20 protein-coding genes and 1 pseudogene are annotated in these 20,035 nt (G+C 73.4%); 14 read left to right on the forward strand and 7 right to left on the reverse strand.

The window, feature by feature from the left end:
• Positions 1-23: 23 nt before the first annotated feature.
• The 3 genes and pseudogenes from B2P18_RS18935 to B2P18_RS12830 form a co-directional block, all read left to right on the forward strand.
• Positions 24-266: pseudogene (locus tag B2P18_RS18935) on the forward strand (site-specific integrase); the annotation flags it as partial.
• A gap of 502 nt (positions 267-768) precedes the next feature.
• A complete protein-coding gene (locus tag B2P18_RS12825; protein WP_313536039.1) occupies positions 769-951 on the forward strand; it encodes a hypothetical protein in 183 nt (60 codons plus the stop codon).
• A gap of 81 nt (positions 952-1,032) precedes the next feature.
• The gene (locus B2P18_RS12830; protein ID WP_239264854.1) at positions 1,033-1,599 is read left to right on the forward strand and encodes a hypothetical protein; all 567 of its coding nucleotides are present in this window, start codon (positions 1,033-1,035) and stop codon (positions 1,597-1,599) included.
• Between the two features lie 2 nt (positions 1,600-1,601).
• Here the strand turns inward: B2P18_RS12830 and B2P18_RS12835 are convergent, their stop codons facing one another.
• Positions 1,602-2,393, reverse strand: coding sequence for an ABC transporter permease (locus tag B2P18_RS12835; RefSeq protein ID WP_286960513.1), 792 nt, complete (start codon positions 2,391-2,393; stop codon positions 1,602-1,604).
• 7 nt (positions 2,394-2,400) lie between these two features.
• Complete coding sequence (locus B2P18_RS12840; RefSeq protein WP_286960518.1) at positions 2,401-3,477, reverse strand: CPBP family intramembrane glutamic endopeptidase; 1,077 nt, start codon at positions 3,475-3,477, stop codon at positions 2,401-2,403.
• 75 nt (positions 3,478-3,552) lie between these two features.
• On the opposite strand from B2P18_RS12840, the gene hisD reads away from it, so the two are divergent.
• From hisD to B2P18_RS12885, 9 genes are all read left to right on the forward strand, one after another.
• Entirely contained in the window at positions 3,553-4,920 is a 1,368-nt protein-coding gene (gene hisD / locus B2P18_RS12845) for a histidinol dehydrogenase (RefSeq protein WP_286960521.1), read from the forward strand.
• The gene (locus tag B2P18_RS12850; RefSeq protein ID WP_239264863.1) at positions 4,917-6,068 is read left to right on the forward strand and encodes a histidinol-phosphate transaminase; all 1,152 of its coding nucleotides are present in this window, start codon (positions 4,917-4,919) and stop codon (positions 6,066-6,068) included. The genes hisD and B2P18_RS12850 overlap by 4 nt, the downstream gene beginning before the upstream one ends.
• Positions 6,068-6,694, forward strand: coding sequence for an imidazoleglycerol-phosphate dehydratase HisB (gene hisB, locus B2P18_RS12855; RefSeq protein WP_239264866.1), 627 nt, complete (start codon positions 6,068-6,070; stop codon positions 6,692-6,694). The genes B2P18_RS12850 and hisB overlap by 1 nt, the downstream gene beginning before the upstream one ends.
• Before the next feature lie 17 nt (positions 6,695-6,711).
• Positions 6,712-7,314: a hypothetical protein gene (locus B2P18_RS12860; protein ID WP_286960530.1), complete on the forward strand. Its 603-nt coding sequence runs from the start codon at positions 6,712-6,714 to the stop codon at positions 7,312-7,314.
• A complete protein-coding gene (gene hisH, locus B2P18_RS12865) occupies positions 7,311-7,958 on the forward strand; it encodes an imidazole glycerol phosphate synthase subunit HisH (protein WP_239264871.1) in 648 nt (215 codons plus the stop codon). Before B2P18_RS12860 ends, hisH begins: the two co-directional genes overlap by 4 nt.
• Before the next feature lie 52 nt (positions 7,959-8,010).
• Positions 8,011-9,213, forward strand: a complete 1,203-nt coding sequence (locus B2P18_RS12870; RefSeq protein ID WP_286960533.1) for a cysteine desulfurase-like protein — start codon at positions 8,011-8,013, stop codon at positions 9,211-9,213.
• A 75-nt stretch (positions 9,214-9,288) separates the two neighbouring features.
• Positions 9,289-10,038: a bifunctional 1-(5-phosphoribosyl)-5-((5-phosphoribosylamino)methylideneamino)imidazole-4-carboxamide isomerase/phosphoribosylanthranilate isomerase PriA gene (gene priA / locus B2P18_RS12875; RefSeq protein WP_286958614.1), complete on the forward strand. Its 750-nt coding sequence runs from the start codon at positions 9,289-9,291 to the stop codon at positions 10,036-10,038.
• The gene (locus tag B2P18_RS12880) at positions 10,035-10,856 is read left to right on the forward strand and encodes an SseB family protein (RefSeq protein ID WP_286960549.1); all 822 of its coding nucleotides are present in this window, start codon (positions 10,035-10,037) and stop codon (positions 10,854-10,856) included. Before priA ends, B2P18_RS12880 begins: the two co-directional genes overlap by 4 nt.
• Before the next feature lie 89 nt (positions 10,857-10,945).
• Entirely contained in the window at positions 10,946-11,557 is a 612-nt protein-coding gene (locus B2P18_RS12885; protein ID WP_029211417.1) for a serine O-acetyltransferase, read from the forward strand.
• A gap of 4 nt (positions 11,558-11,561) precedes the next feature.
• Here B2P18_RS12885 and B2P18_RS12890 read toward each other — a convergent pair whose 3' ends face one another.
• Genes B2P18_RS12890 through B2P18_RS12900 form a run of 3 tightly spaced genes read right to left on the reverse strand, consistent with a single transcriptional unit; the run spans position 11,562 to position 14,276 of the window.
• Positions 11,562-13,139: an amidohydrolase gene (locus B2P18_RS12890; RefSeq protein ID WP_286960558.1), complete on the reverse strand. Its 1,578-nt coding sequence runs from the start codon at positions 13,137-13,139 to the stop codon at positions 11,562-11,564.
• The gene (locus B2P18_RS12895) at positions 13,136-13,681 is read right to left on the reverse strand and encodes a TetR/AcrR family transcriptional regulator (RefSeq protein WP_286960567.1); all 546 of its coding nucleotides are present in this window, start codon (positions 13,679-13,681) and stop codon (positions 13,136-13,138) included. The genes B2P18_RS12890 and B2P18_RS12895 overlap by 4 nt, the downstream gene beginning before the upstream one ends.
• A 10-nt stretch (positions 13,682-13,691) precedes the next feature.
• Positions 13,692-14,276, reverse strand: a complete 585-nt coding sequence (locus tag B2P18_RS12900) for an SRPBCC domain-containing protein (protein WP_286960577.1) — start codon at positions 14,274-14,276, stop codon at positions 13,692-13,694.
• A gap of 65 nt (positions 14,277-14,341) precedes the next feature.
• Between B2P18_RS12900 and B2P18_RS12905 the strand changes: the two genes are divergently transcribed.
• Positions 14,342-14,935, forward strand: coding sequence for a pentapeptide repeat-containing protein (locus B2P18_RS12905; protein WP_286960582.1), 594 nt, complete (start codon positions 14,342-14,344; stop codon positions 14,933-14,935).
• A 4-nt stretch (positions 14,936-14,939) separates the two neighbouring features.
• Here the strand turns inward: B2P18_RS12905 and B2P18_RS12910 are convergent, their stop codons facing one another.
• The gene (locus B2P18_RS12910) at positions 14,940-15,692 is read right to left on the reverse strand and encodes an IclR family transcriptional regulator (protein ID WP_286960584.1); all 753 of its coding nucleotides are present in this window, start codon (positions 15,690-15,692) and stop codon (positions 14,940-14,942) included.
• A 226-nt stretch (positions 15,693-15,918) separates the two neighbouring features.
• Here B2P18_RS12910 and B2P18_RS12915 point away from each other — a divergent pair, with 226 nt between their 5' ends.
• Positions 15,919-17,082, forward strand: a complete 1,164-nt coding sequence (locus B2P18_RS12915; RefSeq protein WP_286960586.1) for an MFS transporter — start codon at positions 15,919-15,921, stop codon at positions 17,080-17,082.
• A gap of 87 nt (positions 17,083-17,169) precedes the next feature.
• Here B2P18_RS12915 and B2P18_RS12920 read toward each other — a convergent pair whose 3' ends face one another.
• On the reverse strand, positions 17,170-19,662 hold the full coding sequence (locus B2P18_RS12920; RefSeq protein ID WP_286960594.1) for a phosphoketolase family protein: 2,493 nt from the start codon (positions 19,660-19,662) through the stop codon (positions 17,170-17,172).
• Positions 19,663-20,035: the final 373 nt, after the last annotated feature.

Genomic DNA, 20,035 nt, shown 5'->3' on the forward strand with positions numbered 1-20,035 from the left:
CCCCCGTCTCGGACCCGGGCCGAGTGGTCGAAGAGCTAGCAGCCGGCGAGCCCCTGTCGGCCGAGGAAGCCGCATACGTCGCGGCCGCTCGGGCCCAGAACACGATGCGTGGGTACGCCTCGGACTGGCGAGAGTTCACCGCGTGGTGCGCCCAGCACGACCGTGCCCCGTTGCCGGCGGCCGCCTCGACCGTGACGGCATACCTGTCAGACCTGGCCGCCGCAGGAGCCAAGGTCGGCACTATGTCCCGCCGACTGTCAGCGCTGAAGTTCGTCCACGCCGGCCGCGGCCTTCCCGACCCGACCTCGAACGCCCGCGTCATGACGGTGTGGGAAGGCATCCGGCGCACCCACGCCGCTCCCCCGGACCAAGCCCGCCCATTGATGCCACCCGAGCTGTTCGACATCCTCGAGGCCTGCCCGGTCACCAGGACCTGGAAGACCAAAGGCCGCCCACCCGAGCCGGACCTGGCCGGTGCCCGCGACCGAGCGCTCCTACTCGTCGGGTTCGTCAGCGCACTACGCCGCAGCGAACTCGCGGGCCTGCGGGTCCGTGACGTGGGCGCGCACGCCAACGGGCTGGTCCTGACCCTCCCCCGCTCCAAGACCAACCAGACTGGCGACCGGCCGGAGCTCGTGGTCCTCCCCCGCGCCTCCAGGACCGACCGGTGCCCCGTCACCGCACTCGAAGCGTGGCTGACCCTCGCGGGGATCACCGACCCGTCGTGGCGGCGCCCGGCCGGACCCGCGCGCCGCGGAGGCGATCGAGGTGGTGCGGTCGAAGCGCCAGTCCGACGGGCGATGGCAGCTGGAGGACACCCACCCGGGGCTGGTGCACCTCGAGATGGAGGACGGCGACGGCCGCCCCAGCCGGTGGAACACCCTGCGCGCCCTGCGAGTGCTGCGGTGGGCTGACGCAGGCTCGCGTGAGGACCGAGGCCTGCACGTATGACGCGCTGCTGCCGGCCGACCCGCCAGCGGGCGGACGTCATACGGGCTCATGCCGGGGGAGGGGTGAGTCTAGGGTGGCCGCATGAGTGCCACGCCATCCCTCATCGCCCTGCTCGAAGGCCCTAGCGACGTCGCCGCCGTGCGAGCGATCATGCGCCGCAACGAGATCGGCGGCGACCACGTCGAGCTGCGCAACCTGCAGGGCGTCACCAACATCGGGCGGGTGCTGCCGGAGATCCGGCAGCTCCAGCCGGACGCCGACGTGGTGGGGATGTGCGACGCGGCCGAGGTGAGGTTCGTCGAGCGGGCGCTCGTCGCCGACGGCTGCCCGGTCAGCGACGCGAGCGACCTGCCGGCGTACGGCTTCTTCGTGTGCGAGGCGGACCTGGAGGACGAGCTGATCCGCGCCCTCGGGACGAGTCGCGCCGTCGAGGCGATCCAGAGCGCGGGGCTCGGCGGCAAGCTCGAGGCGCTGCAGATCCAGCCGGCGTGGGCCGACCGTCCGCTGGCCGAGCAGCTCCATCGCTTCTGCGGCGTCGCGTCCGGGCGTAAGGAGCAGGTCGCCGGGGTGCTCGCCGCCGAGCTGTCGCGCGACGAGCTGCCCGAGCCGCTCTCGATGCTCGTGGACAGGATCGCCTGGAGCGCCTGACCTCAGTCGGTGCGGCGGCCGTAGTCGCCGATGCGGCCACGCGCGACCAGCTCGAGCATGGTCACGACGGCGAGCGCCTGCACGAGCAGCAGCGCCGCCAGGACGACGAGCTGGACGGCGGCGGCCTCGAGCGGCGTCGCCCCACCGAGCAGCGTCCCGACGAACGCCCCGGGCAGCGTCACGAGACCCACGGTGCGGGTCTGGTCCATGCCGGGGACGAGCGCGAGGGCGGCGTCCTCCCGGGCGACGAGCAGGGCCGCGTCGCGGTCGACGAGGCCGATCGACTGGCCGGCCTCGAACTCCCCGTGCCGGGTCGCCAGCGCGTCGAGGGTGCGCTTGCCGGCCAGCGTGGTGGCCGTCATGGCGTTGCCGATCAGGATGCCGAGGATCGGGACCAGGGCCACGGGCCGCAGGGGGATCACGCCGGAGACGGCGAGCGCGAGCCCGACCGGGACCGCGCCGAGGCACACCGGCAGCGCCGCCCACCAGGTCCCGCGGCCGGGCAGCACCCGTCGGCCGGCGGTCACGGACGCCACGCCCAGCATGAGCGCGACGAAGCCCAGGGTGAGCCACCAGCTCTCGAGCACCGCGGCGATGAGCAGGCCCACGACGGCGAGCTGGACCGTTGCCCGGCCCGCAGCGGTGAGGGTCGCGCCCGAGTGACCCAGTCCGCCCCACCGGTGGACGCCCGCGGCCGCGAGCGCGAGCAGCGCGACGACGAGGACGAGGCGGACGACGTCGGCGGTGCTCCCGACCGAGACGAGCGAGGAGCCGGAGCCCGTGGCAGGACCCATGCCTGACTCAGCTGCCGTATGGCGGGTGCCACCCGCCGGCGTGGCCGCCGTCCTGCCCCGGCTGCGGCACCGGGTGCACCGGGTGCACCGGGGGCACCGGGCCCGGGGCGAGGGGCACGACGGGTGGTGGCGGGATCTGCGGGGTGCTGCGGCGCTGCAGGTCCACGCGTCGCGCCTGCCAGGCGACCAGGGCGTAGGCGATGGCCATGATCACGACGGAGGTCAGGACGGCGAGCGGCGAGCCCTTGGTGTCGCCGTCGATGAAGCCCTCGTCGAAGCCGCCGAGCGCGAGCGACAGCGCCATCACCAGCACGTTGTTGACGACGTGCAGGGCGATGGCCGCTTCCAGGCCGCCGGTCCGCCAGGTCAGCAGGCACGCCGTGACGGCGAACACCGCCAGGTCGGCGAAGGTCCAGGGGTCCGAGCTGCCGTGCGCCGCACCGAAGGCCAGGCAGGAGACGACCGTCGGCACCGCGAGCGCGACCCAGCGGTGGGAGAACCACGACCCGAGGCTCTGCAGCACCCATCCGCGAAAGAGCAGCTCCTCGCCCGCGCACTGCAGCGGCGTGGTGAGCAGCATGATGGCGAGCAGGGCGACCCAGTCCGCGGAGCGGCCGCCGTCCGGCAGGCCGTCGACCAGGGTCCCGACGGCGAGGTAGGCGAGCCAGAGCGGGGTGAGGACCGCCAGGCAGCGCGCGAACCAGCCCCACCGGAAGCGCCCGGTCACGGACTGCACCCACCGGGGGTTGACGGTGTGCCCGACCCAGATGGCAAAGAGCGAGACCGGGATCAGCGCCGCCAGCATGAGGTTGGTGGACAGGAAGGCCGACGGCGACATCCGGCCGGACGCCGCCGAGTCCATCCACTCCTCGAGGTCGCCACCGGACCCGACCACCACGGCGGCCGCGATCCCGGAGACGGCGATGACCACCATGAGCAGGGACGCGACCACGATGACGACCGACAGCAACGGCCGCCACCAGCGGTGCCTCGGCCCGCGCAGGAGCTGGTGGTACTCCGTCGCGCGCGGGGGCAGGTCCGGGATCCGCGGCCGTGGCGGAGCCGTGGCGTAGGGGTAGGTCATACGGCTCATTGTGACCGACCGACCCGGGTGAGACGGGCGGCGGGCCTGTCCGACCCACCACCTAGACTGGCCCGCATGCTCTCGATCGATGACCTGCGCGGTCGCGTGCTCGACGCACGCGCGCTGCGCGACGCGTTGCCCCGGGCCGAGCTCGACGTGGAGGCCGCCCTCGACGTCGTCCGTCCGATCTGCGACGACGTGCGTCATCGTGGGGCGCAGGCCCTGCTGGAGCTGGGGGAGCGCTTCGACGGGGTCCGTCCCCCGAGCCTGCGGGTCCCGGCCGAGGTGCTCGCGGCGTCCGTCGAGCGGCTCGACCCCGACGTGCGGGCCGCCCTCGAGGTCTCCATCGATCGGGCTCGCCGGGTCCACCGCGCCCAGCGTCGCGAGGACGTCACCACCCAGGTCGTGCCGGGCGGGACGGTCACCGAGCGGTGGGTGCCGGTCGAGCGCGTGGGGCTCTACGTCCCCGGCGGTCTGGCCGTCTATCCCTCCAGCGTGGTGATGAACGTCGTCCCCGCGCAGGAGGCCGGCGTCGGCTCCCTCGCGGTGACCAGCCCGCCCCAGCGCGAGAGCTCCGGGGTGTTCGCGGGCTACCCGCACCCGACGATCCTCGCCGCGTGCGCCCTCCTCGGGGTGGACGAGGTGTATGCCGTGGGCGGGGCCCAGGCCGTCGCGATGTTCGCCTACGGCGTGGCCGCCGACGACGCGACCGGCACCCCCGCGATCGAGCCCGCCGATCTGGTCACCGGCCCGGGCAACGTCTACGTCGCCTCGGCCAAGCGGCTGCTGCAGGGCGTCATCGGCATCGACGCCGAGGCCGGGCCGACCGAGATCGCGGTGCTCGCCGACGACTCGGCCGACCCCGAGCACGTCGCGGCGGACCTGATCAGCCAGGCCGAGCACGACCCGCTCGCGGGGTCCGTGCTGGTCACCGACTCCGAGGAGCTCGCTCGCGCCGTGGTCGCCGCCGTCGAGCGACGCGTCCCCGAGACCAAGCACGCCGAGCGGGTCCGCACCGCGCTGACCGGCAACCAGTCCGGCATCGTCCTGGTCGACGACCTCGACGAGGGGGTGCGCGTGGTCGACGCCTACGCCGCCGAGCACCTCGAGGTCCAGACGCGCGACGCCGCCGCGGTCGCCGCCCGCATCCGCAACGCCGGCGCGATCTTCGTCGGCCCCTACTCGCCGGTGAGCCTCGGCGACTACGCGGCGGGATCCAACCACGTGCTGCCCACCGGAGGGTCCGCGGCCTACTCCAGCGGCCTGTCGGTCCAGTCCTTCCTGCGCGGGATCCACGTCGTCGACTACTCGGAGGCGGCTCTGCGCGACGTCGCCCGGCACGTGGTCACGCTCGCCCAGTCCGAGGACCTGCCCGGCCACGGGCAGGCGGTCACGGCGCGCTTCGGCGACGAGGTCCCGGCGCCGGCGGGGGAGCGCGCATGAGCGACAGCGCTTCTCGCGCGGCCGTCCAGATCGAGGGGCTGCTGCGCCCGGACCTGCGCGGTCGCACGGCCTACGGCGCGCCGCAGCTCGACGTCCCGGTGCAGCTCAACACCAACGAGTCCTCCTACCCCGTGCCGCAGGTCGTCGTGGACGCGGTGGCCGAGGCGGTCACCAAGGTCGTCCCCGACCTCAACCGCTATCCCGACCGCGAGTTCACCGCGCTGCGCGAGGCGCTCGCCGGCTACCTGACCCGCACGTCCGGGGTCGCGGTCGAGGCGGCGCAGGTGTGGGCCGGCAACGGCTCCAACGAGGTGCTGCTGCACCTGGTGCAGGCCTTCGGCGGCCCCGACCGCCGCGCCCTCGGCTTCACCCCGGCCTACTCCATGCATCCGATCATCACCGAGACGACCGGCACGGCCTTCGTGCACGGTCGCCGCGGCGAGGGCTTCGACGACGTGGCGCACCGGTTCGACCTGTCCACGGCGTCCGCGGTCGCGCAGGTCCGCGAGGTCGACCCGCACCTGGTCTTTCTCTGCTCGCCCAACAACCCGACCGGCACCGCCCTCGACCTCGACACGGTCGTGGCCGTCCACGACGCGGCCCCCCGCGCCGTCGTGATCGTCGACGAGGCGTATGCCGAGTTCGCCCGCCCCGGCACCCCGTCGGCCCTGACGCTGCTGGCCGGGCGTCCGCGACTCGTGGTCACCCGCACCATGAGCAAAGCCTTCGCGCTCGCCGGGGGACGTCTCGGCTACCTGGTCGCCGACCCGGCGCTGGTCGACGCGCTGCGCCTGGTCCGCATGCCCTACCACCTGTCGTCCGTCACGCAGGCCGTCGCACGGGCCGCCCTCGAGCACGCCGACCTCATGCTCGGCACCGTCGAGGCCATCAAGCAGCAGCGCGACCGCATGGTCATCGAGCTGTCCGCGATGGGCTTCACCCCCGTGGCCAGCGACGCCAACTTCGTCTTCTTCGGCAACGTCGCGGACGCCCACGGCACCTGGCAGTCCCTGCTCGACCGGGGTGTCCTCGTCCGCGACGTCGGCATCCCGCACTACCTTCGGGTGACGGCGGGCACGCCGGCCGAGACCGATGCCTTCCTCGACGCCCTGCGCGAGCTCGCCCCGACCCACCGACTGGAGTCCTGATGACCGACCTGCAGGCACCGAGCACGACCCACCGCACCGCCACCATCACGCGCGCGACGTCCGAGTCGCGCATCGAGCTCACCCTCGACCTCGACGGCACCGGCCGCGGCGACGTGTCGACCGGCGTCCGCTTCTACGACCACATGCTCGAGTCGCTCGCCAAGCACTCGCTGATGGACCTCACCGTCCGCGCCGAGGGCGACGTCGACGTCGACGCCCACCACACCGTCGAGGACGTCGCCATCTGCCTCGGCCAGGCGCTGCGCGAGGCGCTCGGCGACAAGCGCGGCATCTCCCGCTTCGGCGACGCCATGGTCCCGCTCGACGAGGCGCTCGCCCAGGCCGTCGTCGACGTCGCCGGCCGCGCCTACGTCGTGCACGAGGGCGAGCCTGCCGGCCAGGAGTACGTCATCATCGGCGGGCAGTACGTCGGCTCGCTGACCCGGCACGTCTTCGAGTCCATCGCGCACAACGCCCAGATCGCCGTGCACGTGCGCGTCCTGTCCGGCCGCGACCCCCACCACGTGGTCGAGGCGCAGATCAAGGCCTTCGCCCGCGCGCTGCGCTTCGCCTGCCAGGCCGACCCGCGGGTCCAGGGCATCCCCAGCGCCAAGGGAGCCCTCTGACGGTCATGGAGCACGGGGTGCTCCTGGTCAGGGGCCGACGCGATCGCGTGATCCGGTGGGTGCGACGCGGCACCCTGCCGGTGCACGTCCTTGCGGGCACCCCCTGGACCGCCCTCGCCGCAGCCGGCCCCAGCCGAGCCATGGCCCCCTACCGCGACGGCGTCGCCATGCTCGCCGCGCACCCCGTCCGGCACGACCTGCGCCCCGCCGTGGGGCTCTTCGTCGACGACGGCCGAGCGGTGGTCACGTGCTGGCCGAGCCGCTGGCGCGGGGGAGCGCGCTGGGTCCTGTGGATCCCGGGCGAGGGGCCCGGCCCCGTGCCCGGCTTCCCCCTGGCGCGCCCGACCGACCTCGCCCGGGCCGCGGGATTCGCCCGGGACCAGGGCGCGCCGGGCGCCATCCACGACGTGCTCGCCGACCCGGGGGGCACGGCCGAGGAGGTGCTGATCGACCTGGCGGTCCTGCTGGGGCTGCCAGGCGCCGAGCTGGTTCGCGGCGTGTCCGCCGCCGACCTGCCAGGCGCCGAGCTGGTGACGCCCAAGGACGAGTCCGTCCGGCGGTTCGACAAGGTGGTGTCCGACGAGCAGCGTCTGGATGCCGAGGTGGAGGAGGGTCTGTGACCGCACCCGAGGTGGTCGTGCTCGACTACGGCAGCGGCAACGTCCGCTCGGCCGTGCGCGCTCTGGAGCGCGTGGGCGCGCACGTGACGCTGACCGCCGACGAGCGCAGCGTGCTGGACGCCGACGGGCTGTTCGTCCCCGGGGTGGGCAACTTCCACGCCTGCATGCGGGGGCTGCGGGCGGTCGATGGTCACCGGCTCATCGACGTCCGCCTCTCCGGGTCCCGGCCCGTGCTCGGCGTCTGCGTGGGCATGCAGGCGATGTTCGAGGGGTCCAGCGAGCCGTCCGTGCAGGGCGCCGTCCCCGGTCTGGACCAGTGGCCCGGCACCGTGGACCGCCTGCCGGCCGAGGTCGTGCCGCACATGGGGTGGTCCCGGGTCGAGGCGCCCCAGGGCACCGTCCTGCTCGACGGGGTGCAGGACGAGCGCTTCTACTTCGTCCACTCCTACGCCGTGCAGGACTGGACCCTCGACCCGCACGGGCCGTTCGAGGTCGTCGCCCCCCGCGTGACCTGGGCCGAGCACGGCACGCGCTTCGTGGCCGCCGTCGAGAACGGCCCCCTGTCCGCGACCCAGTTCCACCCGGAGAAGTCCGGCGACGCCGGGAAGCAGCTACTCGCCAACTGGGTCGCCACCCTCCGCTGACCGCGCCGGGGATCGCTGCGCGGCCGGCGCGTCCGAGGGGCAGGATGGCGCCATGACACATGACGTGGCCGCCCTCCGCGCGCGCATCCCCGCCCTCGAGGAGGGCACGGCCTACTTCGACGGGCCCGGCGGCACGCAGACGCCGCGCGACGTCGGCGAGGCCATCGCGGCGGCGCTGTGCGCGCCCTTGTCCAACCGCGGCACGGGCGCCACCTCCCAGCGCAACGCCCAGAGGCAGGTCGAGCAGTTCCGGGCGGCCGGGGCCGACCTGCTCGGCAGCGACCCCCGCGGCATCGTGCACGGGCGCAGCGCGACGGCCCTCACCTACGACCTCGCGCGCGCCCTGGCCGACACCTGGCGCCCGGGCGACGAGGTGGTCGTGACCAGCCTCGACCATGACAGCAACGTCCGGCCGTGGATCCGGGCCGCTGAGCGCGTCGGCGCCGTCATACGGTGGTGGGAGCTCGACCCCGCCACCGGAGAGCTGCCGCTGGACGCCCTCCGCGAGGTCGTGGGGGAGCGGACCCGCCTGGTCGCCATGACCGGCGCGTCCAACCTGCTCGGCACGATCCCCGACGTGGTCGGGGCCGCCGAGATCACCCACGACGCCGGCGCCCTCCTGCACGTCGACGCCGTCCACCTCGCGGCGCACCGCCTGGTCGACCGCGAGGCCCTCGGCGCCGACTCGCTGGTGTGCTCTCCCTACAAGTTCCTCGGGCCGCACTGCGGCGTCCTCGCCGCCGACCCGGCGCTGCTGGACGACCTGCACCCCGACAAGCTGCTCCCGTCGACCGACGAGGTCCCCGAGCGCTTCGAGCTGGGCACCCTCCCCTACGAGCTGCTGGCCGGGGTCACGGCCACGGTCGACCTGATCGCGGGGCTGGCACCCGGCGACGCCCCCACCCGGCGCGCTCGGCTCAGCGCCTCGTGTGAGGCGGTCCACGAGCACGAGCACCGCCTCCACCGCCTCCTCGAGGACAGCCTGGTCGAGCTGCCTCGCGTGCGTGTCCTGTCCCGCGCGCAGGAGCGCACACCCACGTCCTACCTCGTCGTCGACGGCGTGCCCGGCGACGAGGTCAGCCGCGGCCTCCTCGAGCAGGGCGTCCTCGCGCCGGCCGGGCACTTCTACGCCTACGAGGCCTGGCGGCGGCTGGGCCTCGAGCCGGACGTCGGCGTGCGGGTGGGCCTGGCGCCATACACCTCGGACGAGGATGTCCACCGGCTCGTCGAGGCGCTGGGCGCCTTGGCGCGCTGAGCGCCACCGGCGGCTGCTGCCCACCCGGTGACCGCCCGCGGCGCCACGCCGGGCGAGCGCGATAGCGTCGGTCCCGTGACTGACGCACCCCGCCTCGAGCTCCTGCCCGCCGTCGACGTCGTGGACGGCCGGGCCGTCCAGCTGGTCCAGGGAGTGGCCGGCTCGGGGGGCGAGTTCGGCGATCCCTGGCAGGCCGCCAAGGCGTGGCAGGACCAGGGCGCCGAGTGGCTCCACCTCGTCGACCTGGACGCGGCCTTCGGGCGCGGGTCCAACCACGAGCTGCTGGCGGACATCGTCGGGCGGCTGGACCTCAAGGTCGAGCTCAGCGGCGGCATCCGCGACCAGGCGAGCCTCGAGCGGGCGCTCGCGACCGGCTGCCGCCGGGTCAACATCGGCACGGCCGCGCTCGAGGACCCCGAGTGGACGCGGCGCGCGATCGCCGAGGTCGGTGACCGGGTCGCGATCGGCCTCGACGTCCGCGGCACGACCCTGGCGGCCCGCGGCTGGACCAAGGACGGCGGCGACCTGTGGGAGACGCTGGCGCGCCTGGACGCCGAGGGCTGCGCCCGCTACGTCGTCACGGACGTCAACAAGGACGGCATGATGGCGGGCGCCAACGTCGACCTGCTGCGTCAGGTCTGCGCCGCGACCGACCGCCCCGTCGTCGCCTCCGGAGGCCTCTCCACCCTCGACGACATCGTGGCCATCCGGGGTCTCGTGGCCGAGGGGGTCGAGGGCGCGATCGTCGGGTCCGCGCTCTACAAGGGCGCCTTCACGCTCCCCGAGGCCCTCGACGCGGCCGGCCGGCCGAGCTGGCGGCGATGAGCGACCGAGAGCGCGACCCACGGATCGAGCGCCGTATGGCGGGCCACGACGCCTCCCACGGCCACGACACGGGCGGGGTGCCGTGGCACGGCCGCGAGCTGACCGACAACCCGTTCAGCGACGACCGGGGCGAGGTCGACCCGCGGCTCGCCGCGGCGCTGGACGGCGACGTGGACGACGAGTCCCTCATGAGCGCGGTGTCGGCGGCCCGGTTCTTCGTGCCCGTCGTCGCGGCGCCGGGCGAGGGGGCGGCCGTGGGCACCGACTCCGTGGCGGACATGGCCACCGTCGTCCTGACCAGCCCCGATGGCGAGCGGGCCCTGCCGGCGTTCACCGGCCTCGCGACCCTGGCCGCGTGGGACCCCTCGGCCCGACCCGTCCCCGTGACCGCCCAGACCCTCGGCCAGGCCGCCGTCCAGGAGCGCTGCGACCTGCTCGTGCTCGACCTGGGGTCGGACCAGCACCGGGTCCTGCGGCCGTCCATGGTCTACGCCCTCGCCCAAGGGCGGGCCTGGGTGCCGGCCGACCGCGACGTGGTGGTGCAGGAGTCGATCGACGGCGGTCGTCGGGTGGTGCTCGCCGAGGAGCGGCTGGCGGGGCTCGTCCAGGACGTCCGGGTCGGAGGGCTCACCCCCTCCGGCGAGCTGCGGGTCGACGTGGTCGTGCCGCGGGGGCTGGACCGCGAGACCCTGCACCTGGTGCTCGCCGAGGTGGGTCGACAGCTGTCCGAGGACGCCGAGCTGCGGACGCGCATCGACGGTTTGACGTTCTCGGTCGTGGCGGGTCCCGGATCCACCCAGGTTTCCCCGATAGGGTGAGCCCCAGGTGTGGGTGTCGCCACCCCATCACGCAGCGTAACCGCGATCGTGACGTCAGGAGCGGGGCTGCCGCACGCGGAGGAGCATCGATGACGCAGCATGACGCCGCACGGCCGGCCAACCCCCTCAAGGCCCGTCTGCTCGACGGCTCCGCCCTGTTGCGGACGATCCGCGAGGACAGACAGACCAACCTCGGGTGGCTCGAGCCCGGCTTCCACGCGCTGGCCGCCTACCGCCTCGGTCGGTGGGCCCTCGACTCCGACCACGAGCCGACCTGGAAGCGTCGCGGCGCCGAGCTGGCCTACACCGTCGGCCACCGCGTCTCGGTCAACGTCTACGGCATCGACATCCCGCGCACCGCCAGCATCGGCCGGCGCGTCATCGTCCAGGAGGCCGCCATCGGCATCCACCCGGGCTCGGTCATCGGCGACGACTGCGTGCTGCGCAAGGGCTGCACGATCGGGGGGACGACCGGCGGCGAGACCTTCGGCGACCAGGCTCCCGTCGTGGGCGACGGTGTCAGCATCGGCGTCAACGCGGTCGTGGCCGGCAAGATCACCGTGGGCGACCATGCCGCCATCGGGCCCAACGTCGCCGTCCTGCGCGACGTCCCGCCGGCCGCCACGGTGATCGCGCCCAAGCCGCGCGTCATCCAGGGGCTGTCGAGCAACGTCGAGCGCGTCGGGGCGTCCGGGGCCTGACCCGTCACGCCGTGGTGCGACGCACCACGCCGCCGACCGCCGTCGTCAGTGCGCGCAGCGCACCCAGCTCGGTGGCCGGCACCCGCCAGGGGTCTCCGCTCCAGGCCACGAGATCGGCGGGCGCTCCCGGGCGCAGCGTCCCCGTGGGTGCCGCCAGACCGGCCGCCCGGGCCGGGGCGACGGTGGACCCGTGCACCGCCTGATCGATCGTGAGTCTCTCGTGCGGCTCGAATCCCCCTGCGGGATGGCCCGTCTCGGGCTCCTGACGGGTCACCGCTGCCTGGATCCCCGCCATCGGGTCGGGCTCCTCGACCGGCGCGTCGGACCCGAGCGCCACCAGGGCCCCGGCCCGCAGCAGGCTCGCCCAGGCATAGGACCGCAGGTCCCGGCCCGCCAGCAGCCGCGCGACGAGCCGGATGTCGCTGGTGCAGTGGGTCGGCTGCATGCTGGCGACGACGTCGAGCGCCGCCAGCCGTGCCACGTCGCCCGGTCGCAGGTGCTGGGTGTGCTCGACCCGGTGGCGCACGGCCGGCGGCCCCGCGAGGCGCCGGGCCTCGGCATACGCCGTCAGCACCCGATGGTTGGCCTCGTCGCCGATGGCGTGCGTGGCGACGCCGAGGCCGGCGCGCGTCGCCCGGACGACGACGTCCACGAGGTCGGGCACGCTGATGACCTCCATCCCGCGCCCGCCGCCCGGGAACGGCTCGCCCATGTGGCACGTGTGCGACCCGAGGGCACCGTCGCTGAACACCTTGACCGGCCCCGTGGACAGCCAGTCGTCCCCGTCGCCGGTGCGGCGGCCCTCGTCGATCGCCTGGTCCAGGGCGGTCAGCGGGACGGACTTGTGGACCCGGATCGTGAGCTCGCCTGCGGCTCGCAAGGTCTCGTATGCCGCCGTGGCGTCCTCGCCGTCGAAGCAGTGGACCCCGGTGAGGCCCACGGCGAGCAGGCGCTGCTGGGCCACCCGCAGCTGGTCGGTGAGGTCGCCGGAGTGGAGCGTCATGAGGTGCTCGCCGGCCATGGTGGCGGACTCGCGCAGGATCCCCGTCGCCCTGCCCACGGCATCGCGCTCGATGGTGCCGCCGGGCGGGTCGGGGGTGTGGTCGTCGATCGAGAGCTGCTGCAGGGCAGGGGAGCTGACCCAGTGCGTGTGGCCGTCGATGGACGGCAGGATGGCCGGTCGGTCGGGGCAGACCCGGTCGAGGACGTCGCGGTCCGGCAGTCCCTCGGGCCAGTCGTTGGCGTCCCAGCGCCCACCGAAGAGCCACCGCCCGGGCTCGAGCCCCGCCACGAACCGCGCGATCTCGGCGAGCGCCTCCCGCTGGGTGGTGCAGTCCCGCAGGTCGACCGTGGTCAGGTCGCGCGCGTAGCCCGCCGTGTGGATGTGGGCGTCCACCAGCCCCGGGGTCACCGTCGCGCCACCCAGGCCGATCGTGCTGGTGATGCCGGTGGTGTGGGCGCGCAGCTCGGCCACGTCTCCTGCGGCCAGGACGTGCTCGTCCTCGGTCAGCAGCGCGGTGGCCGTGGGCCGGTCGGGGTCGAGCGTCCGGAAGGTCGCGTCGATCCACAGGGTCCGCGTCATGGCGCGAACGCCGCCGCCCCGACGGCCCAGGTCTGGTCGAGGGGCGACCCCGGCGGGAACCGGTCCTCGATCTCGAGGATCGCCATGCCGTGGCACCACGCCCACAGGGCCTGGGCGCGGGCCGGGTCGCCGCCGGGGGTGACGAGCCAGAACGGCGAGCCGGCCCACTCCTCGAGGCCGGCCGGCAGGGCGTCGCGGGCGAGCGGCTCCACCGTGGCGAGGCGATAGAGCTGGGGCTCGCGTCGCGCCAGGTCGCGATAGGCCGACGCGACCGACGCGACCGTGCGGTCCTGCGCCACGGCCTCGTGCAGGCGGGTGCCGGACTCGACCAGGGCATCGGTGAGCAGGGCGACCCGGATGTCGTCGAGCCCGGTCACGTGCTTGTAGAGCGACGGGGCCTTGATGCCGAGCCGATCGGCCACGGCGCGCGCCGTGACGCAGCCCCACCCCCCGGACGTCAGCAGCGCGCGGGCCGCCTGGACGATCTCGGCCTGGCGGGCCGTGCGGGCGGGCACGGGGGGTGGGGCAGGTGGCGTGGTCACGGGGTCGACGCTAGCGGCCGGCGCCGACGGACCCCCGGACCGCCTCGACCCGGCGTGCCAGCGCGGCGTTGACCGCGGCGAACTCCTCGTCCATCCCGGCCAGCAGACCGGACGCGAACGGCACGATCACGCCGGTGAACTCCTCGCGCTGGGTGAGGCGGGTGACTCCGGGGTGGATCTCCTCCAGGACGAAGGAGTGCTCCCCGTCCGCCACCCGAGGCAGGTAGGTCCGGCCCACCCACCGCAGCTCGCGCCCGGGGCGCACGGCCAGGCCCTCGGGCGTGAAGGTCATGGTGCCGTCCCCGAGGCGGACGGTGTTGGTGACGGTCCCACCCACCTCGAGACGGCCCTCGCTGCGGGTGATCGAGGGGTTCCACTCCGGGTAGCGGTCGTTGTCGACGAGTACCTGCCACACCTCGGCCGGCGTGGCCCGGATCTCGCTGGTGGCCTCGATGACGTGCGGGCTGCGACGCGACCAGAGGTAGGACGCGACGGCGACGAGCGCGACGACGAGCACGATGGAAGCGGCGACGGTGACGATCGGACGGACGGACATGGAGCCCTCCTCGACCCAGGGGCTAACGGCGTTAGCCATGACATTGACGCTAACGGCGTTAGCCTCAGCGGTCAACCCCTTCACCGCACTGGCATGCTGGCGTCATGACTACCGACGTGACCGGCCGGCGCTTCTCCGGCGAGGACTGGTACGCCCGCGAGCTCGTGGGGGAGCGCCTCGTGGACTGCGAGCTGGTGGACGTCGACCTGACCGAGGCGACCATCACGGACTGTGCGTTCGAGGGGACCCGGTTCCGCAACGTCCGGCTCAACGCCGCCAGGCTCGAGCGCACCCGGCTCACCGGCTGCACGTTCGAGCGGACGTCCTTCTTCGACGCGACCCTGGTCGGCTGCAAGCTCACCGGCTCCGAGCTGGTGGGCTGCACCCTCCTGCCCCTCACCGTCGACGGCGGAGACTGGTCCTACGTCTCCCTGCGGCAGGCCGACCTGCGGCGAGTCGAGCTCACCGGGCTCAACCTCGAGGAGGTCGACCTCACCGAGGCCGACCTGACGGGTGCCTCGCTCCACTCCTGCCGTATGGCGCGAGCCTCGCTCCGGGGAGCCCTCCTGCGCGGCGCCTCCCTCGTCGGGAGCGACCTGTCCGGGGTGCAGCTCGCCGAGGTCGACCTGCGCGGCGTCACGATCGACCTGGCGCAGGCCGCCCTCGTCGCGGAGTCGCTCGGCGCCACGGTCGTCTGAGCGGCTAGCGCAGGCGACGCGCCGCGTGCTGCAGGCCCTGCCGCACGCGTTCGAGGTCGGCGGGCGTGGCGCGGTCGATGGGGATGGTGGCGCACAGCGCCACGCGCTCGCGCCAGCTGCGCCCGGGCAGCGGGATCGACACGCCGCCGAGGCCGACCTCGGTCTGCTGCTGGTTGGTGGCGTAGCCCTGCTCGCGGATCGTCCGGATGTCCGCCATGAGCTGCCCGCGGCTGATGACCGTCCAGGGAGTGACCCGGCCCAGGCGCTCGTCGGGATAGAGCCGCAGGACCTGCTCGTCGGTGAACTGCGCGAGCAGCAGCTTTCCGGCCGAGATCGCGTGGGCCGGCCGGAGGTAGCCCGGCCGCAGGCTGGCCCGCACCGCCCGGTCGGGCTCCTGGCCGTAGAAGAAGAAGAGCACCTGGGTGCCGATCAGCGCCGCCACGTGCACGGTCTCGGCGGTCAGCGAGACCGCCTCCTCGATGACGGGTCGCAGCCGGGCCCGGTCCGCCTGGTCCAGCCCGCGGGGACGGCTCAGCTCGACGAGCGCCGGGCCGGGGTAGTAGCCGCGCCCACCGGGCCCGAGCATGACGATGTCGCGGTTTCTCAGGGTGTTGAGGATGCGGTACGACGTCGCCCTCGAGCAGCCCAGCTCGCGCGCGACGAGCGTCACGGTGAGGACGTCGTGGGTCGTGAAGAGGGTCATCGCCCGCAGCCCGGCGTCCAGGGACGACAGGGACTGCCCATAGCTCGTGCTCATCTGCCACCCCTTCGTGGCCGTCCTGCCGACCCTCGGCGCTGTCTCGCCCTGCGAGTCAGTCGGCGGGTTCACACCGTACGTCGTCCGACTTCGTCTCGCATGCGGAGTTGTCCGGTGTCGCGGTCTTACGGCGGGTGGACGCCCCGGGCGTTACTGGTGCGCAGAGCGATCCGTGCCAGCCCCGCACGACGCGCCCCCCTCACGACCGAGCCAACGGAGGCCACGGATGAGCACCATCCCCGACCGGGCGGCATCCCCCCAGTCAGCAGAGCCCGCAGAGCCCGCAGAGACTACTGACCACCTCCTGCAGGACACGCACCTGCCGGGGTCCTCGGCGACCCGGACCGTCAAGCAGATGGCCGAGACCTACTGGATCCTCGCGCTGTCCTGCGCCGCCCTGATCTTCGACGGCTACGACATCGTCGTCTACGGCACGATCGTGTCCCGGCTGCTCAAGGACCCCAGCCAGCTCGGCAGCCTGAACGCGGCCCAGGCGGGCACCATCGGCTCCTACGCGCTGATCGGCGTCATGATCGGCGCGCTCGCGGCCGGCGCCGTCGGCGACCACATCGGCCGCCGCAAGATCGTCCTCGGGTCCATCGCGTGGTTCTCCATTGGCATGGCCCTCACCGCCGTTTCCATGAACTTCACCTACTTCGGCGCCATGCGGCTCCTGACGGGGATCGGGCTGGGCGCGCTGCTGGCCACCCTGGGCGCGGTCGTCGCCGAGTTCGCGCCGATCGACAAGAAGAACCTCTTCAACGCCCTCGTCTACTCCGGCATCCCGGCCGGCGGCGTCCTGGCCTCGATCATCGCCCTGGTGGCGCTGCCGATCGTCGGCTGGCGCGGGCTGTTCTGGATCGGCGCCCTGCCTCTGGTGATCCTGCTGCCGTTCGCGTGGAAGAAGATCCCCGAGTCGCCGAAGTGGCTCGAGGCCAAGGGTCGTCACGAGGAGGCGCAGCGGGTCGCCGAGCGCACCGGGGTGGCCCTGGACGGGGCGCCTGCCCGCTCGTCCAGCGCGACCGGCTCGACCGGCTCGATCGAGTCCGCCCCCGTCGCGCCCCAGGCCGTCGAGCGGGTCGGCTTCCGCGGGCTGTTCACCGGCAGCTATCTCGTGCCCACGATCCTGCTCGGCTTCATGTCCTTCTCCGGCCTGCTGCTGACCTACGGCCTCAACACCTGGCTCCCGCGGATCATGGAGTCCTACGGCTTCAACGCGACCTACTCCTTGACCTTCCTCCTGCTGCTCAACACCGGCCCGATCATCGGCGGCCTGGTCATCGCGGCCCTGGCCGGCCCGACCGCGACGGCCGCCACCGCGTTCTACGTGTTCGCCGGGGTCGCGGTGTTCGGCGCCCTGGTCTGCGCCCTGGTCCCCAAGCACGACTGATCGCCCGTATGGCGAGGCGCCCGACCCCACGCGGGGTCGGGCGCCTCTCGCGCTCGGGGTGCCTCGGGTCCGTCGCGACGACCGTCCTCAGGCCTCGACCGGCCGCCCGCTGACCTCCGAGCCCGGGTCCTGGGCTACCCAGTCGCGTACCTCGGGCATGTCCTGCAGGTGCTCGCGGATGTACTCCTCGTGCCGGTCCAGCTGCGCCTCGCACCAGGCCTTGAGCTCGGCGGAGCCGCGCGGGTGCCGCTGGGAGTTGTTGAGCGCGTCCATCACGAGGTGGTAGCGCGACGCCTGGTTGCGCACGACCATGTCGAACGGCGTGGTGGTCGTGCCCTGCTCGATGAACCCGCGCACGTGGAACCGGTCGGCGTCGTTGCGGCCGTGCACGAGCTGGTGGATGGCCCCCGGGTAGCCGTGGAAGCTGAAGACCACGTCCTGCCAGGTGGTGAACAGCTCCTCGAAGAACATGTCCGACATCCCGTTGGGGTGGTCCTTGCGCCGCGCCAGCGTCATGAGGTTGACGACGTTGACGACGCGCACCGACAGCTCGGGCAGCCGCTCGCGCAGGATCTGCGCGGCGGCGACCGTCTCCATGGTGACGACGTCGCCGGCGCAGGCGAGCACGACGTCCGGCTCCTCGCGCGAGTCGAGCTCGTTGCCCGCCCAGTCCCAGATCGAGGCGCCGCGCTCGCAGTGCTCCCGGGCCTCGTCGAGGGTGAGGTACTGCAGCTGCGGCTGCTTGTCCTGCACGATCAGGTTGACGTGCGACCGCGAGCGGAAGCAGTGGTCCGAGACGGCCAGGAGGGTGTTGGCGTCGGCGGGCAGATAGATCCGGGCGACGTCCCCGCGCATCTGCAGGACGTTCTGGATCAGGCCGGGACCCTGGTGGCTGAAGCCGTTGTGGTCGTTGCGCCACGCGGTCGAGCTCAGCAGGATGTTGAGGCTGGGGATGTCGGCCCGCCAGTCCAGGTGGTGCGCCTCCTCGAGCCACTTGCAGTGCTGGATCGTCTGCGAGGCGCTGACCATCGCGAACGCCTCGTAGGTCGCGAACAGCCCGTGCCGCCCGGTGAGCGTGTAGCCCTCCAGCCACCCGTGGCAGTTGTGCTCGGACAGCACCTCCATCACGCGCCCGTCGGCCGAGAGCTTCACGTCGTCCTCGGTGACCCGCTCCATCGTCATCCGGTCCGAGACGTCGAAGACGGCGCCGATCCGGTTGCTGTTGGTCTCGTCGGGGCAGAACAGCCGGAACGTGCGGGGGTTGCGCTCGTAGAGGGCCTTCATGAGCTCGCCGAGGACCCGCGTCGACTCGTGCCGCACGACCGCGGGCGCGGGCACGTCGATCTCGAAGTCGCGCACGTCGGGCAGGTCCAGGTCCTGCGTGAGCAGGCCGCCGTTGGCGTGGGGGCTCGCGCTCATCCGCAGCAGCCCGGCGGGGTTGTTGCGCGTCACCAGCTCCGTGGGCGCCCCGGCCTCGTCGAAGAGCTCCTCGGGGCGATAGCTGCGCAGCCACTCCTCGAGCAGCCGCAGGTGGTCCGGGTCGTCCTTGACCCCGGACAGCGGCACCTGGTGGGCCCGCCAGGTGCCCTCGATCAGCGTGCCGTCCACCTCGTGCGGACCGGTCCAGCCCTTGGGGGAGCGCAGGACGATCATGGGCCAGCGCGGCCTGGTCGTCGGGGCCTCTCCCGCGCGCGCCCGGTCCTGGATGTCCCTGATTAGGCCGTATGCCGTCGCCAACGTCTCGGCGAACCGCTGGTGCATGCCGGGGAGGTCGTCGCCCTCGACCTCCAGGACCTCGTAGCCGTGCCCACGGAAGAGCTGCCGGACCTCCTCCGGGTCCTTGCGGGCGAGCACCGTCGGGCCGGCGATCTTGGCGCCGTTGAGGTGCAGGACCGGCAGCACCGCGCCGTCCCGGGCGGGGTTGAGGAAGGAGATGCCCTTCCAGGAGCCCTCGAGCGGACCGGTCTCGGCCTCGCCGTCACCGACGACCGTCAGCGCCACTAGGTCCGGGTTGTCCATCACCGCGCCGAACGCGTGGATGAGGGCGTAGCCAAGCTCTCCACCCTCGTGGATCGAGCCCGGCGTCGTCACGGAGGCGTGCGAGGGGATGCCGCCGGGCGCCGAGAACTGCCGGAAGAACCGCCGCAGCCCCTCGACGTCCTGCGTGATGTCCGGGAAGGTCTCGGTGTACTCGCCCTCGAGGTAGGCGGCGCCCACGAGCGCGGGACCACCGTGGCCGGGGCCGGCGAGGTAGATCAGCTGCTGGCCGGTGTGCCGCACGAGCCGGGACGCGTGGGCGTAGACGAACGCGAGGCCAGGCGAGGTGCCCCAGTGACCGAGGAGCCGCGGCTTGATGTGCTCGGGGGAGAGCGGCTCCCGCAGCAGGGGATTGGCCTGGAGGTAGATCTGGCCCACCGTGAGGTAGTTGTCGGCGCGCCACCAGGCGTCCAGGGCGGCGAGCTCGGCCTCGTCCGGGTGGGCGAGCCGGTCGCGGACCTCCTCCGTCAGGGGGGCGGCGGGGGTGAGCTCGGGACGTACTCCCGGGCTCGGCTGGCTCGGCTGGCTCGGCTGGGTCGTCATCGTCTCTCGTCCTCCTCGTAGCGTCGCTCCGTCCACCCTCTGCCCGGCCACCAGCGGCGGGCAAGGCGGGACGGCTCCCGTCACGCGATGTTCACATGGGCGGGTTCTCGCTCCCGGCGACCCTCGCCCGCCCGCGATTAGGGTCGGTGCGGCCCACCTGGTAGCCTTGATCCCTGACCGGTGGCACCCTCGTGGGTGCCACGTGCAAGAGAAGCCCCGCTTCCACCCGGGCAGCCGACCGATCGACGCCAGTCGAGCAGCAGGCAGCCGGGTCCCAGGTCCTGTCGCAGGTGCGGCAGTCGTCGAGGTCTCTTCGTCGACCGTCGGTGCGTCTCCCACCAAGGTGACGTCCTGCCCAGGTGTCTGTGCGGAA

It is taken from the genome of Arsenicicoccus sp. UBA2120 (genome assembly GCF_002330965.1).
Taxonomy (GTDB): Bacteria; Actinomycetota; Actinomycetes; order Actinomycetales; family Dermatophilaceae; genus Arsenicicoccus; species Arsenicicoccus bolidensis.